Raw genomic sequence first — 14,808 nt, 5'->3', positions numbered from 1 at the left:
GCTCTGGGGCTCCTCCCTGGTGGTCGCCTTGTCGAGCCACTCCCCGGCCTCGCTCTCGGCCTCGGGCAGGTCCTCGGCCGCCGCGGGGCCGTACACCGAGTCGACGGCGGCCCTGAACAGCGGCGGTGTCGGCGTCTCGTGCTGCGTCGGGACGAGCAGCCACGGGTCTTTGGGGTACGGCGAGGCGGCGGGGTCGTCGGCAGAACCAGTCGAGGCGCTGACCGCGATCGGAGCCTCTTCCGTCTCCTTGATCGCGTCCAGCCACGCCAGCTGTTCCTCGAGTGATTCTTCTCGATCGTGTCTTGCCACCGTGTTCCCCCTCGGGTGGGTCTAAAGGGGCAGCAAATACCTTGCAGAGTAACGCCACGGGTTGCCGTCAAGCCCGGCAACCCGCAACTTCTTTGCCCGGCTACCGTGGTTCGCATGCGAGCCATTGAGATCACCGAGCCGGGCGGACCAGAGGTGCTGGAGTGGCGCGAGGTGCCGGAGCCACGTGTCGAGCGCGGAGATGTGCTCATCGACGTGGCGGCCTCGGCGGTGAATCGTGCCGACGTCCTGCAACGCAACGGATTCTATGACCCTCCGCCCGGCACGCCGCCGTACCCGGGGCTGGAGGTCTCCGGCGTGGTGGCCGAAGTCGGCGCGGACGTCGAGCAGTTCAAGGTCGGGGACGAGGTGTGCGCGCTGCTCGGGGGCGGCGGTTACGCCGAGCGCGTAGCCGTGCCGTGGCAGCAGGTGATGCCGGTGCCGGACGGCGTGCCGCTGACCGTCGCGGCGGGGCTGCCGGAGGCGGCCTGCACGGTCTGGTCCAACGTGTTCATGGTCGGGCGGCTGCGCCGCGGCGAGACGCTGCTGGTGCACGGCGGGGCCAGCGGAGTGGGGACGTTCGCCGTCCAGCTGGCCAAGGCGCTCGGCTCGCACGTGGTCGCGACCGTCGGCACGGCCGACAAGGCCGAGCAGGTCCGGCGGCTGGGCGCCGACGAGGTCGTCAACTACCGCGAGGAGGATTTCGCCGAGAAGGTCAAGGCCGACGTGATTCTCGACATCATGGGCGCCAAATATCTCGCGGGGAACGTCCGAGCGCTGCGCACCGGCGGCCGGCTGGTGATCATCGGGATGCAGGGCGGACGGAAGGCCGAGCTCGACATCAGCGCCCTGATGACCAAGCGCGCCGCCGTCCACGGCACCACACTGCGTTCGCGGCCGGTGGAGGAGAAGGGCGTCATCGTACGGAGCGTCGTGGACAACGTCTGGCCACTGGTCGCGGCGGGTGCGGTGCGTCCCGTGGTGTACGCCGAAGTCCCCATGCCCGAGGCGGCTGAAGCACACCGTATGTTGGATTCGGGGCAGCACGTCGGCAAGATCCTGCTAGTACGGTGAGTGTTATGAATGCTGAGGACAACAACACCCCCCACATCGTGGTGGTGGGCCCCGACTTCCAAGGTCAGGGCGATAGTGGCGAAGAGGACCGCTCGGTCACGCAACTGGTCGAGCAGCCCGCCAAGGTGATGCGTATCGGCAGCATGATCAGACAGCTTCTGGAGGAGGTCCGCGCGGCTCCCCTCGACGAGGCCAGCCGCAAGCGGTTGAAGGAGATCCACGCGTCCTCCATCAAGGAGCTCGAGGACGGTCTGGCGCCGGAGCTGGTCGACGAGCTGGAGCGCCTGTCGCTGCCGTTCACCGACGACAACGGCACGCCGCCGAGCGAGGCCGAGCTGCGCATCGCGCACGCCCAGCTGGTCGGCTGGCTCGAGGGGTTGTTCCACGGCATCCAGACCACGCTTTTCGCGCAACAGATGGCGGCACGTGCCCAGCTGGAGCAGATGCGCAGGGCGCTGCCCGGCGTGCCGCACGACGAACCGGGTCATCGGCCGCCCGGCGGCTCGGGGCCGTACCTCTAGAACAACTTCTCCAGGACCTGCGCGACCCCGTCGTCGTGGTTGGCGGCGGTCACATGGTCGACCGCCGCGAGCACGTCGGGGTGCGCGTTCGCGACCGCGTACGACGTGCCTGCCCAGCTCAGCATGGGCAGGTCGTTCGGCATGTCACCGAACGCGATGACCTGCGACGACTTGATCTCGAGCTGCGCGGCGAGCGCGGCCAGGGCGGTCGCCTTCGTCACGCCCTGCGCGCTCATCTCGATCAAGCCCCTGTTGCTGGAGTGGGTGGCGGTCACCAGGTGCCCGACCAGCTCGTGCACGACGCCCTGCAGCTCGTCCGGACCCATGTGCGGGTGCAGGGCCAGCAGCTTGGCGCAGGGGTGGGCCGTCACGGAGTCGGCACGGACGGCACCTGCGCCCTTGCGGTCCAGGCCACCCAGCAGGAAATCGGACTCATGCGCAAAACCGGCTTCATACTCGACCGAAAATACGAGATCGGACACGTTCGCTCTTAGCTGAGCGACGACTTCCTCCAGTACCTCGACGGTGATGAGGTGAGATTCCACTATCCGTTCGGTATGGAGATCGTAGATCAGCGCCCCATTCGCACAGATCGCGAGCCCTCGGTGACGTACCGCATTCGCGACTCCGCCCATCCACCGGGGCGGCCGGCCGGTCACGAACACCAGCACAGCGCCCGATTCCTCGACTCGGCCGAAGGCCGCGACCGTGCGGGGGGAGACGGTTCCGTCCGGACGCAAGGCGGTACCGTCGAGGTCGGTGGCCACTAGCCGGGGTGCGGGAAGGCTCTGCATAACAGGTTCCAGTTTGCCTGGTGCTGCCGCGTGACAGAAATCTTCCATGGGACGGGAACACCAACGCTCCAGAATGGTGTTAGATGTGGAGGCGTTGTATTAGCTGATCCCGTAGTGAAAACCAGCATGACTTTGTCTGAGCCACCCCGGGTGCTTGCTGTACGACACACCGGGACCCACGAGGTGTGGGTCCCATAGATTCACATCCTGAGGGAGAGCTTTTATGGCTCAGGGAACCGTCAAGTGGTTCAACGCCGAGAAGGGCTTCGGCTTCATCGCCCCGGACGGCGGTGCGCCGGACGTGTTCGTGCACTTCTCCGAGATCGTCGGCAGTGGCTACCGCAGCCTTGAAGACGGCCAGCGGGTCGAGTTCGAGATCACGCAGGGCCAGAAGGGGCCGCAGGCCTCCCAGGTTCGCGCCGTCTGACCTGTACCTGTAGTTAGCGAGTAAGACCGGGGTCCGCTTCCAGCGGGCCTCGGTCTTTTGCATGTGTCGGGTTGGTCACGGCTGGGCCTGACCCCCAACCGGCGGACCGTCGCCACCGTCCACACCTATATGAGGTACGCGTGGTTATGTCATCCCGTGACCGTCGCCGGGGTGATCGTGCTCCTGGTCAACGACCATCTGCTCAAGCAGGCCTGGCCCGGGTTCGTGACGGGCAAGCTCAGCGACGTGGCCGGCCTCGTCGTGGCGCCCGCGCTGCTGGCCCTGCTCCTCTGGCGCCGGGCCGACCTGGCCGCCACCGTCCTGACAGGAGTGCTGTTCGCGCTCGTGAAAACGACGGAGACGGGCGCTGAGGCCGCCTCCCAAGTCTGGACCCTTGTGGCGGGCCCTTCGCGCGTCCTGGCCGATCCCACGGACCTTCTCGCCCTGCCGGCGCTCGCCCTGGCCTGGTGGGTACGCCGGCGCAGCCTCTCCGAGCGCTCCTCCCCGCGTTGGCGGGTCATCGTGACGATGCCGCTGGCCGTCCTGGCGGTCACCGCCACCTCCGCCGCTCCTGGCCCGCCCACGGCCGGCGCGGTCGAGGTGAAGGACGATCGGATCATGGTGTACGCCGACGACTTCACCATCTGGGAGTCCGGGGACCACGGGGCCACCTGGTCGTCGAGCAGCGTGCCCTTCGACGACATCCCTCCGGGCATCCGCAAGCAGCTCCAGAAGGTCAAGCAGCCGCAGGGCGCCGCGTGTGCGCACTACCAGGCGACGCGCTGCTACCGCGTGGTGCCCGGCCAGATGGCCGTGGAACAGTCCGACGACGGCGGCAAGAGCTGGAACCCCTCGTGGTCCCTGTCCGATCGCGACGAGCGCGAGCGCCTCGTCAGGCGGTACGACGACCAGTCGCGGCTGCAGTCGATGGGCCTCGCCGTACAGGCCTGGCGCGGCGGGCACGTCGTGGTCGTCGCGAACGGCCTGGACGGCATCGTGGTGCGGGACCAGTCGGGCACCTGGCGGCGGCTCGGCTGGCCGGGCCAGGAGGCGGAGAGCCCCGCGATGGATCTCTTTCCCGAGATCAACCTGGCGATCTTCCTGGCGGGGTGCTTGTTGTTCGGCGCCGCCGGGGCCGGGCTGCGCCGGTACCACCGCCTCTACCTGAGCTTCGCGGCGGCCGCCTGCCTGAGTTACCTGGCCGTGGCGAACTCCCAGCACCTCACCGGATTTGCCGACCTCGACGCCTTGGTGCGGCTCCTCGGGGTGATCACGATCCCGGTGGGCTTCGTGGTGTGCGTCGCGCTGCTCATCACCGGACGGGCGCGGCCCGCGCCCGTGGCGGTCGGGGTGCTGGGGGCACCGCTGGTCTACCTGAGCGTTTACCTGCCCTTCCACGGGTGGGCCGCGGGCACGCCCGGGCCCTACTGGGTGGCCGTCGCGCTCGCCGTCGTGCTGACCGGCCTGGTGCTGCTGGCCGCCCTCGCCCTCATCAGGAAGGACGCCCGCCAGGCGAGCTCGCCGGCGGGCGGTCCTGCTTGGCCCGTGTGACCTGCTTGGCCCGTGTGACCTACTTGGCCCGTGTGACCTACTTGGCCCGTGTGACCTACTTGGCAGGCGCGAGGACGTCGAGGCCCACGTACGGCCGCAGCGCCTCGGGAACCACCACGGAGCCGTCGGCCTGCTGGTGGTTCTCGAGGATCGCCACGATCCAGCGGGTCGTGGCGAGCGTGCCGTTGAGCGTGGCCAGGTGGCGCGGCTTGCCCTCCTTGTCGCGGAAGCGGGCGCCGAGCCTGCGGGCCTGGAACTCGGTGCAGTTGGAGGTCGAGGTCAGCTCCCGGTAGCGGCCCTGGGTGGGGATCCAGGCCTCGCAGTCGAACTTGCGGGCGGCCGACATGCCGAGGTCGCCCGCCGCCGTGTCGATGATCCGGTAAGGAACCTCGATCTTCGCCAGCATCTCCTTCTCCCAGGCGAGCAGGCGCTGGTGTTCCTCGTGGGCGTCCTCGGGGCGTACGTACGAGAACATCTCGACCTTGTCGAACTGGTGGACCCGGATGATGCCCCTGGTGTCCTTGCCGTACGAGCCCGCCTCGCGGCGGAAGCACGACGACCAGCCCGCGTACCGCAGCGGCAGCTCGCCGGCGTCGAGGATCTCCTGGGCGTGGTAGCCGGCCAGCGAGACCTCCGAGGTGCCGACCAGGTAGAGGTCGTCCTCCGGCAGCCGGTAGATCTCCTTGTCGTGGGCCACGTGGAAGCCGGTGCCCTGCATGGTCTCCGGCTTGACGAGCACCGGGGTGATCATCGGCGTGAACCCGGCCTCGATCGCCTGCTGCATGGCCATGTTGAGCAGGCCCAGCTGCAGACGCGCGCCCACACCCTTGAGGAAGAAGAACCGCGAGCCGGACACCTTGGCGCCCCGCTCCATGTCGATGGCGCCGAGCGCCTCGCCCAGCTCCAGGTGGTCCTTGGGCTCGAAGTCGAACTTCCGCGGCTCGCCGTGGGTCTCCAGCACCACGTAGTCGTCCTCGCCGCCGGCCGGCGCACCCTCCTCGACGATGTTGGGCACCGCCTGGATGAGCTCGTCGAGCTCGGCCCCGAGCTTCTCCGCCTCCGCCTCGGCCGCCTTGACCTGGCTCGCGAGGTCCTTGGCACGCTGGAGCAGCGCCGCCTTCTCCTCGCCCTGCGCCTTGGAGACCGACTTGCCCATGCTCTTCTGCTCGGCGCGCAGAGACTCGAACGAGGTCAGCGCGGATCGGCGGCGCTCGTCGAGGTCGAGCAGCGTGTCGACGACGGAGTCGTCCTCACCGCGGGCACGCTGCGACGCCCGTAGCCGGTCGGGATCCTCACGAAGGGTACGCAGGTCAATCACAAGGAAAGGCTACCGGCGCCCGGCGACCGTCCGCCCCCGGATTACGGCGCTAACGGGTTACGCGTGCCCCGGGACCAGCCAAAGGATCACCTCAGGACCGCCACGCCGCACGCGCCCACACCGCACCCAACCCGGAACGCCCCGCGTCAGGCCTGGACCTCACAGCGTCCGCTCTCCCTGGCCGCCTCAGCCCGAGAGCCGGAGGACCCTCGCGCAGGCGACGGTCACACCTGACCGGCGCGGATGCGGGCGAGCCACTCGCCCGCCTCCGAGAAATCGGCGTCGGCCGTGCCCCGCTTGATCTGCGGCGCGATGCCGTCGGCCCGTGGGTAGCTGCCCAGGAACCGCACCTCGCCGCAGATGCGGTGCAGCCCGGAGATGGCCTCGCCGACCCGGGCGTCGGCCACGTGCCCCTCGAAGTCGAAGTGGAAGAAGTAACGCCCGATGCCGTCACCGGTGGGCCGCGACTCGATGCGCGTCAGGTTGACCCCGCGTACGGAGAACTCGGTCAGCATCTCCAGCAGCGCGCCCGGGTGGTCGTCGGCGAGGAAAACGACGAGCGTGGTGCGGTCGGAGCCGGTCGGCTCCGGCAGCGGCCCCGGACGGCTCACCCTGATGAACCTGGTCACGGTGTCCGACCTGTCACCGATGTCGGTGGCCAGCTCCACCAGCCCGTAGTGCTCGCCGGCGATGCGGGCGGCGATGGCGGCGTCGTACGGGGAACCCGGCAACGACACCTCCTGCGCCGCGGCCGCCGTCGAGGGCGCGGCCACCACGACCGCGTCGGGCAGCTCACGGGCGATGAAGGCGCGGCACTGGGTGATGGCCGCCGGATGCGTGTAGACCCGCTTGATGTGCGGGATCTCGGTGTCGGGCCGGGCCAGCAGCGAGAACTGCACGGGCAGCAGCAGCTCGGCCGTGATCATCAACGGCTCGCCCCAGGCGAACTCGTCGAGCGTCGTGGTGATCGCGCCCTCGATCGAGTTTTCCAGCGGGACCACGGCCCCGTCGGCCTCTCCCGTGCGGGCGGCGTTGAGCGCGGCACTGACCGTGGCGCAGGGGAGCCGCTCGGCGGTGGGGTCCAGGAGCCTCAGGGCCTCTTCGGTGAAGGTCCCTTCCGGTCCGAGATAGGCGAGTCTGGGCATGCGTCTAGAGTATCCGCAGGTCGACACGGCGCGCGCGACCTTTCGCCCACGGCCGCAACGCCACCCGTCCCGCCACCCGTCCCGCCAGCGGGCACGCACCCCGGCCGCAACCGTCAGCCGGCCGCCACCCTCACCTGAACCAGCCGGCCGGCCAAGGCCGTCAGAGCGGTCCTGTTGCCCGGGACGGGACCAACGGCCCTAGCCCCAGCCGGGCCGCGCGCACCGCTTCTTCCTCCTCCGGCGACAGCGGCTGCTGCCCCTTGCCGGCCACCACCGGCCGCACGTATGTACGGGTCTCGCTCCGCCCGTTGATCGAGGTCAGAACGATCCCGTCACCCAGCCCATTGATCATCGCGACCGAGAACGACAACCGCCCCGTCATCTCGGAGAGCGCGTCGTACCGGCAGACGGCCACGTCCCTGATGGCCTTGAGATCGCCCCTGCCCTCGCTGGTCTGTCTCGCCAGCATCCGCTGGCACTCCTCCACGACGGCTCTGGCCTGCCGGAGCGCCAGATAACCGATCATTACGCCACTGACCCCGGCGACGACGCCCACGACGACCCATGTGGTAACGAGCACGACACAGAGGGTAATGCCTGGGTCAAGCGATCTCCCGTCGTTTCGGCAACCAGGACACCAACATCCACACCAGAGCCAAGGCCCCAAGGCCGAACCCGTTCTGGACGATCTTCCCCAGCACCAGACTGACCCCGGGTATGTCCGCGGCCTTGAGCGAAACGCCCCACCACGGGATCGGGACCACGTAGTACAACCACACCCCCGCCGCCACCCGCAGCCTGACCGGATCCCGCCCGTCGCCGACGATCGCCCCGAGCACCACGACCACCCAGGCCAGGTGGTGGATCCAGGCGACAGGCGAGAGCAGCACGGCCATCAGCCCGACCAGCGCGACCGCCGTGAGCGGGTCACCCGCCCGGTACGCGTCGCGCGCGCCACGGAAGCCGTACCAGCCCACCGCCGCCACGATCGCGAGCCACAACACCGACGTCAGCGCCTCAGGCATGTAGAGGCGAATGAGCATGCCGCGGATCGACTGGTTGGTGGTGGCCGCGTTCGAGCCGAGGCGTTCGGGATCGAGCAGCGCCGAGAACCAGAAGTCGCCCGCGTCCTGCGGAATCACCGCGAACGGCAACAACGTGAGCACCGCCGCCGCGAACGACGCCATGAAGAACGTCCGCCACTGCCTCGTGATCAGCAGGTAGATCAGGAAGACGCCGGGGGTCAGCTTCACCGCCGTGGCCAGCCCGATCAGGAACCCCCGAGGCCACCACGGCCGCCTCGCCATGCAGTCGGCCAGGCACAGCGCCACGAGCATGATGTCCACCTGCCCGAACCGCACCTGGTCCCTGATCGGCATCAGGTATGTGCAGGCCACCATGAGCAACGCGAGCGCCCACGGCACGTACTTCCGCACCGCCGGCCCGCTCAACGCCTCCCTGAACGAAAGCCACACCGTCACGGCCAGCGCCACGAATATCCCGGCCGTCCACACCCACTGAGCCGTCACCCAGGACATCTTCGCCAGCACCACGGCCAGCATCGCGGCGATGGGCGGGTACGTGAACGGCAGCAGCTGCGGCGCGGGCGTGAAGTAGCCGTACACCGATCGCCCGTCGAGGAGCATCTGCCCCCCGGTGCGGTAAACGTCCAGGTCGACCAGGCGCTGATCGTCCGGGTTCGTCAGCCAGGTGTACACCAACGGCGCCACGGCCGCCGTGACGACGAGCGCCGCGACCACCCACGCCCACCACTGCCGCCGGATCACCCGCACCTCGCCACTTGTCACGATGTGGCACGTTACCCGGCGACCGGGGTTTGCGCGTCGGTGAGCATAGGCTCTGACATCAGGCCTACACTCCCGCTCAGTCTTGAGGAACGGTTCCGTCCATGCCGAACGACGCCATGCCAAACCCGACCAACGGCTGGTACGGGGCACGCCACGTCAGGCGTGCGCTGGTGGGTCGCGTGCTGTACGTGGCACTCCTGCTCGGCATGGCCATCGCAGGATCCCTTGTCCCGGCGACCGCGGCCACGGCCACGGCACAAGAGACAGCCGCCACCGCAGCGCGGGGCGGATCTGCGGCCAAGGGGCGCGTGGCCCTCATCGGCGTGCCCGGGCTCGAGTGGAGCGATCTCGACCGGGCACGGACCCCCAACCTGTGGCGCCTGGTCAGCCAGGGCGCCTCAGCCTCGCTTTCGACCCGCGCCGTGCCGCCCCCGGACCGTGGCATCACCTGCCCCATCGCCGGCTGGCTGACGGTCTCCGCGGGCCAGCGGGCCGGCACCGCGGGCACAGGCTGCCCCGTGCCCGCCGAACCCCAGCCGACGGCCACGGGCGCGAGCGTCCCCAACTGGTCGGCGTTGACCGCTTATCAGGCCGAAACCGGCTACGACGCGCGGCTCGGGACCCTGGGGCAATTGGTGACGGACGGGGGTGGCAAGGTCGCCGCCATCGGGCCGGGCGCCGCGATCGCCGGGGCCGACAAATCTGGAAATGTCGCCAAATACGCCCCCACGCTCGAGGCTCTGGGCGACCCTGCCCCGTACAAGCTGATCGTTCTCGAAGCCGGCGAGCTCGCGGACGCCTGGACCCGCCAGCCCCTCGACGAGTACGGCGTCCCGGCACCGCTGCCCGCGGCGGCGCGCCAGGCCGCCGTCGCGCGCGTGGACCAGCAGATCGGCGCCCTGGCGGGCCGGCTGCAGCCCGGCACGACGATCCTGGTGGCCGGCATCTCCGACGTGACCCCGAACGCGCACCTGCACGTGGCGATCGCCACCGGCCCGTCCCCGAGCGGCGAACCGTACCCGCACGGCCATCTCACCGCCACCTCCACCCGCCAGGACGCCCTGGTCACGATCACCGACCTCACCGCCACCACCATCCAGCTCCTGGGCCTGACCGCCCCGCGCGAGGTGGTCGGCCGCCCCTGGCAGCCGGGTGGTCCCGCGCCCGCCACCCCGGCGGGCACGGTGGCGGAGCTGGCGGACGGTGACCTGGCCAGTCAGGTTCTCCGCGAGGTCCGCGGCCCGTTCTTCACTGTCCTGGTGACGGTCCAGCTCCTCTTCTACGCCTGGGCCGCCCTCGCCCTCCGCCGCCGCCGCCCCGACCATCCACCGCTCGCCACCCGCGCCACCTCGAACGCCTCCACCGGCACCGGTCACTCCGACACCGGCACCTCGGCCACCGCGACATCCGGCAGCTCCACCTCAGTCACGGGCACCTCGACCTCCGGCACAGGCAGCTCCGCCTCAGACACAGGCAGCTCGACCTCAGCCACAGCCAGCTCCGCCTCAGACACAGGTGACTCCACCTCAGACACGGGCATCTCGACCTCCGGTGCCACAGACCCGCTCGCGAGCGCCTCCAAGCTTCTCCGCGCCGTCCAAGTCGTCGCAGTCGTCAGCGGGGCCATTGCCGTCTCCACGTTCCTGGCGCAGTTGGTGCCCTGGTGGGCGCTGCCGGTGCCGATGCTTTCCGTCATCGTGACGATCCTCGCGATCGCCGGGCTGATCACCGCCGTCGCCTTCGCCGGTCCCTGGCGGGCTCACGTGCTCGGCCCGCTGACCGCCGTAGCGGCGACCACCTCCCTCGCCCTCCTCATCGACGTCATGACCGGCTCCAAACTGCAGGTGAACGCCGTGACCGGCTACGAGCCCGTGACCGGCGGCCGGTTCTACGGCTTCAGCAACATCGCCTTCGCCGTCTACGCCACGGGAACCGTCCTCGGGCTGGCCGGGGTGGCGCAGTGGTTGCTGAGCAGGGGGGTGTCCAGGTTCGTGGTGGTGGCGGCGTGCACGTTGTACGGGGGCTTCGCGGTGTTCGCGGACGGCTGGCCGTCGTGGGGTGCGGACTTCGGCGGGGTGCCGGCGTTCGTGGTCGGATTGGCCGTCTTCCTCATCCTGCTCTCGGGCCGGCGGGTGTCCGTGCTGCGTCTCCTGCTGGTCGGCCTGGCGGGAGGCGTGCTGGTCGGCGCTCTGTCCGTGGTCGACTGGCTGCGGCCCGAGGCCCAGCGGACCCATCTGGGGACGTTCGTGCAGCAGGTCATCGATGGTCAGGCGTTGACCGTCGTCGGACGCAAGTTCAGCGCCATGATCGGTGTAACGGTCGGCAACTGGTCACTGACTCTCCTCTCGGTGGTCGCGCTGGCGTTCCTGTTCCTGATCCTTGCCCGGCCCTCACGCTGGGGCGCGCCGGCGCTCGGCCAGGCGTACGCGCTGGCCCCGGCGCTCAGAGCAGGCCTGTTGGGCGCCTTGACGTGCGCCTTCGTCGGCTTCCTGATGAACGACTCGGGCATCGCCATCCCGGCTATGGCGCTAACAGTGGCGGTCCCGCTGACGCTGGCCGCCTGTGTGCGCGCCCTGCAGCTCGCCACGCCCACACCGCCAGGGCCACGGTCAGAGCGAGCAGCACCCACCCGATCTGAGGCCGGACCACCGTCCTGAGCCACTCCAGGTCGGCGGGCTGTCCCTCGACCCGGGCAGGCAGGTAGGCGAGGGACAGGGCCAGCAGGTGAACGACCATGAACCCGTCCACCGCCGACGCCGCCACGAGCGCCAACATCCCGAACGCCAGCCCGTCGTACCAGGGGAGGATGTACGGCGTGGCGAAGAGGTACGCCACCACCAGCCCCGCCGCCACGACCGGCGCCTCCAGCCCGCCGGCCCCATGTCCGCTGTGCGGCCCGCCGACCCCATGTCCGCTGTGCGGCCCGCCATCTCCGCCTGGCCGGCCGCCCCCGGCAGCGCCACCAGACCCGGGCATGCCTTGGAGAGCGCTCGCCCAGCCTGTGCGGGAGGCCCAGCGGAGTAGGAACCAGGCGACGAGCGCCAGCACCAGCAGTGAGCCCACCTGGATCTCGCCCCGATACGCGCTACCGGTCCCCACGATCGACTGGAGCCAGCCCTGGACGAGCTTCCAGTACGAGGCATGCGAGATCGACTTGCTGGTGCGCGTCACCGGCGTGATCGCCTCCGCGCCGACGATGGCGTACCCGATCGCCACCAGCGCCAGAGCGCAGGCGGCCATGAGGGCCAGCCGGACCGGGCGGCGGCGCAGCTCCCAGGCAGGGCCGAGGGCTACCAGACCGGCATTGAGCTTGATCGCCACCCCCAGCCCGAGAAGGGCGCCCGAGCCCACGGGGCGGCTCCTGGCCAGGAGCGCCGCGACCATGCAGGCGATGGCCAGAGTGTCCACGTGCATGCCCGCGACCAGGTGATAGAGCAGAAGCGGGTTGGCCGTCCACAGCAGGGCCGCCCGCAGCCGCCTGTCCGGGTCGTCCCTGGTGAAACGGTCTATGAGGAGGCCGGTCGCGATGAAGGCCGCGGCGTTGAACAGCGCCAGAACGAAGATCGTCAGCCGGAGCGAGTCACCGCCGACCCAGCTCGCGGCCGCCTGCAGAGCCGTCGCCACCGGGCCGTACACGCTCGGCTCCTCACGCCACGGCTCCTCGACCGCGTCGGCGACAGGGTCACCCGGCAGGTCGGTGGCGCCATGGGTGTACGGGCTGAGGCCCAGTGCCACCATGCGGCCGTACGCGGCGTAGTTGAGGTGGTCGGCGGAGCCCGAGGGAGGCAGGAACGCGAGGATCCCGGCGGCGAGGGAGCCCATGAGCACCAGGAGGCGGGCGTTCGGCAGGCCACCGAGCCCTCCGGCCCGCCACCTCGCCATTGCGCGGGCTTCTTGGCCTGGCGCGGCTTGAGCGCGTTTCTCGGCGGAGCCGGATCCGACCGGAACCGGGACTCTCGCGTCGGCCGTGGGTGCGGTGCGGAGCGCGAACAGGGCGGCCAGGAGGCCGAGCCCGCCGAGGGCGAGCGCGACGGCGGCGAGGGCGATCGTCAGGTGCGGCGCGGGATCGACGTCGAGAGAGTACGGCGGTTGCCAGGACGGGCCGCCCAATGCGGGCACCATGGGTGACGGGCCGAGGAGGCTGATGGTGATCGTCAGCAGGATGGAGGCGCCGATCGCCCCCATGCCCGCCCCCGCCAGCCGGATTCGTGCCTTGTCGTGCCGCGTCTCCGAAGTCACCCGCAAATTCCAGCACACCGGCCGACCGCCTTCGGCCGGATGTGGGCTCCCTGTGGATGACCAGCCGACAACAGGCCGGCTCAAGGGAGCAAGGACCGCGGCCCGGCGAACGGGACTCCAGGAAACGCCAGGCGCGCCTCAGCCAAGAGTCCGCTCGGGCCGCGTACGGCCCTCTTTGGAGAAACTCGGCACCGCGTTCCGGGCCGGCAGCGTACTCGAACAGTCTGGCGCAGGGAGATGGTCAGCGTTTGGGGCGAAGTTTGTGGAGGTTTTGGGTGACCAGCGGGTCGCGGATCGCCAGGGCGCGGGTCACGTCACGGAGTTGGATCGCACGGTGGAGCTGCGCCCGCCAATCCGTCCCCGTGGCCCGATGCGCCATGTCCACCTCGACCTCCGTCACCCGATACCCCTTGCGCACCAGGTCGATCGTCAGCGCGGTCTCTACGCCGAACCCGTGCGCCAGCGGCCGGGCCGCCTCGAAGGCGGCTCTGGTCAGGCAGCGCTGACCGTTGAGCGGCTGAGTGAGCTCCAGGCCGGTGGCCCGGCGGATGCCCTCCCTGGACAGGCGTACGACTAAGCCGTGGCCGCCGAGCTTCACCCTGGTGGCGAACACGGCGATGGTCATGTCGGCCTGACCCGCGCGTACCGGCTCGATCAGCGGAGCCGCGGCGCCCGCCGTCTCGCCCAGGTCCGCGTCGAGGAAGAGCAGGTGATGGGCGGCGTCCTCGTCCAGGAGACGTACGGCCTCCGCTCCGGTCTCCATCGCTGCGGCCTTGCCCCTGTTGCGGCTGTGCCGCACCACCCGGGCTCCCGCCGCGCGCGCCACTCTGCCGGTCTGGTCCCGCGAGCCGTCGTCCACGACCACGACGAGGTCCACGCCGGGCAGGGCCGCGGCGGCCTTGACGGTGGCCGCGATGCGGTCGGCTTCGTTGGCGGCCGGGATGATCACCGCGGTGTCACCGGTCACTGGGCGTCACCCTCCATGGACAGGACAGCATCGCCCTCCACGGTAGTCGTCCCGGGGAGAGGACATCGCCAGAACGGGACGTCGCCCCAGCCGTACGTGGAGCGGGCGCGGCGTCGCGCCGCGCGACCACCGCCCCCGCACACGCGTACGGCTCCCGTCATGATCCCTCGGTGATGAGGATCTCCTGTGGCACCTCATCATGCACGGTGAACACCGAGTCAAGCCCGGTGACCTGCAGGATCTTGCGTACGGCGGGACGCGGCGCGGCGACCTCCAAGGTCCCGCCCTGTTCCTTCATCCGTTTGAGCGCCGAAAGCAGCACGTTCATCCCCGTGGAGTCGCAAAAATCCACGGCGGACATGTCGATGACCACCCGGCTGGGCCCCTCCTGCAGCAGCCGAGTGAACTCGGACTGCAGGTGAGGCGCCGTATAGAGGTCGATTTCCCCGGTGACCGCGACGACCGCGCACCCGGCATGTGATCGAGTCGAGACCTTGAGCTCCACATGGGCAGGCTAGCGGCGCGAAGCCTTCCGGTCACGTTGTCACGCCGAGAGGACGACCACAGGTTTTTGTCGTCCGTTTGGGCTCCATGGAAACGGAGAGTACGCGAAGCTTGACAGTGTGACACCGAATCAGCCGACGGCACGTCGAGGAGG

At 69.9% G+C, this 14,808-nt stretch carries 13 protein-coding genes and 1 pseudogene; 5 read left to right on the top strand and 9 right to left on the bottom strand.

Annotation, left to right across the window (positions count from 1 at the left end; all coding sequences use genetic code 11):
- A partial coding sequence (locus tag ETD86_RS32470) for a hypothetical protein (protein ID WP_138670473.1) occupies positions 1 to 309 on the bottom strand: 309 nt, incomplete at its 3' end.
- Between the two features lie 114 nt (positions 310 to 423).
- Here ETD86_RS32470 and ETD86_RS32465 point away from each other — a divergent pair.
- Positions 424 to 1,380: an NAD(P)H-quinone oxidoreductase gene (locus ETD86_RS32465; protein WP_138670472.1), complete on the top strand. Its 957-nt coding sequence runs from the start codon at positions 424 to 426 to the stop codon at positions 1,378 to 1,380.
- Between the two features lie 5 nt (positions 1,381 to 1,385).
- Positions 1,386 to 1,901, top strand: a complete 516-nt coding sequence (locus ETD86_RS32460) for a bacterial proteasome activator family protein (RefSeq protein ID WP_138670471.1) — start codon at positions 1,386 to 1,388, stop codon at positions 1,899 to 1,901.
- On the opposite strand, the gene ETD86_RS32455 is transcribed toward ETD86_RS32460, so the two are convergent.
- The gene (locus ETD86_RS32455; RefSeq protein WP_342779326.1) at positions 1,898 to 2,668 is read right to left on the bottom strand and encodes an HAD family hydrolase; all 771 of its coding nucleotides are present in this window, start codon (positions 2,666 to 2,668) and stop codon (positions 1,898 to 1,900) included. The two genes, ETD86_RS32460 and ETD86_RS32455, sit on opposite strands and share 4 nt — an antisense overlap.
- Before the next feature lie 250 nt (positions 2,669 to 2,918).
- Between ETD86_RS32455 and ETD86_RS32450 the strand changes: the two genes are divergently transcribed.
- Both ETD86_RS32450 and ETD86_RS32445 read left to right on the top strand, forming a co-directional pair.
- Entirely contained in the window at positions 2,919 to 3,122 is a 204-nt protein-coding gene (locus ETD86_RS32450) for a cold-shock protein (RefSeq protein WP_127938141.1), read from the top strand.
- A gap of 156 nt (positions 3,123 to 3,278) precedes the next feature.
- Complete coding sequence (locus ETD86_RS32445) at positions 3,279 to 4,673, top strand: hypothetical protein (RefSeq protein ID WP_138670469.1); 1,395 nt, start codon at positions 3,279 to 3,281, stop codon at positions 4,671 to 4,673.
- Positions 4,674 to 4,728: 55 nt separating this feature from the next.
- Here ETD86_RS32445 and serS read toward each other — a convergent pair whose 3' ends face one another.
- The 4 genes from serS to ETD86_RS32425 all read right to left on the bottom strand — a co-directional run bounded on the left by serS (position 4,729) and on the right by ETD86_RS32425 (position 8,944).
- Positions 4,729 to 5,991: a serine--tRNA ligase gene (serS, locus tag ETD86_RS32440; RefSeq protein WP_138670468.1), complete on the bottom strand. Its 1,263-nt coding sequence runs from the start codon at positions 5,989 to 5,991 to the stop codon at positions 4,729 to 4,731.
- Between the two features lie 224 nt (positions 5,992 to 6,215).
- On the bottom strand, positions 6,216 to 7,136 hold the full coding sequence (pheA, locus tag ETD86_RS32435) for a prephenate dehydratase (protein WP_138670467.1): 921 nt from the start codon (positions 7,134 to 7,136) through the stop codon (positions 6,216 to 6,218).
- A 160-nt stretch (positions 7,137 to 7,296) separates the two neighbouring features.
- Positions 7,297 to 7,716 (bottom strand): DUF4446 family protein, encoded by a 420-nt coding sequence (locus tag ETD86_RS32430; RefSeq protein WP_246148543.1) that lies wholly within the window; start codon positions 7,714 to 7,716, stop codon positions 7,297 to 7,299.
- Between the two features lie 22 nt (positions 7,717 to 7,738).
- Positions 7,739 to 8,944, bottom strand: coding sequence for a glycosyltransferase 87 family protein (locus ETD86_RS32425; RefSeq protein ID WP_246148540.1), 1,206 nt, complete (start codon positions 8,942 to 8,944; stop codon positions 7,739 to 7,741).
- Positions 8,945 to 9,045: 101 nt separating this feature from the next.
- Here ETD86_RS32425 and ETD86_RS58465 point away from each other — a divergent pair, with 101 nt between their 5' ends.
- A complete protein-coding gene (locus tag ETD86_RS58465) occupies positions 9,046 to 11,601 on the top strand; it encodes a hypothetical protein (protein WP_246148539.1) in 2,556 nt (851 codons plus the stop codon).
- 355 nt (positions 11,602 to 11,956) lie between these two features.
- Here the strand turns inward: ETD86_RS58465 and mptB are convergent.
- The 3 genes and pseudogenes from mptB to ETD86_RS32400 form a co-directional block, all read right to left on the bottom strand.
- Positions 11,957 to 12,766, bottom strand: a pseudogene (mptB, locus tag ETD86_RS58460) (polyprenol phosphomannose-dependent alpha 1,6 mannosyltransferase MptB); the annotation flags it as partial.
- 658 nt (positions 12,767 to 13,424) lie between these two features.
- Entirely contained in the window at positions 13,425 to 14,150 is a 726-nt protein-coding gene (locus ETD86_RS32405; RefSeq protein ID WP_138670466.1) for a glycosyltransferase family 2 protein, read from the bottom strand.
- A gap of 157 nt (positions 14,151 to 14,307) precedes the next feature.
- Positions 14,308 to 14,655, bottom strand: coding sequence for an STAS domain-containing protein (locus tag ETD86_RS32400; RefSeq protein WP_138670465.1), 348 nt, complete (start codon positions 14,653 to 14,655; stop codon positions 14,308 to 14,310).
- Positions 14,656 to 14,808 lie beyond the last annotated feature (153 nt).

Source organism: Nonomuraea turkmeniaca (assembly GCF_005889735.1).
GTDB lineage: Bacteria > Actinomycetota > Actinomycetes > Streptosporangiales > Streptosporangiaceae > Nonomuraea > Nonomuraea turkmeniaca.
Note: the sequence above shows the minus strand (reverse complement) of the source record. Positions and strands in the feature narration are given on the sequence as shown.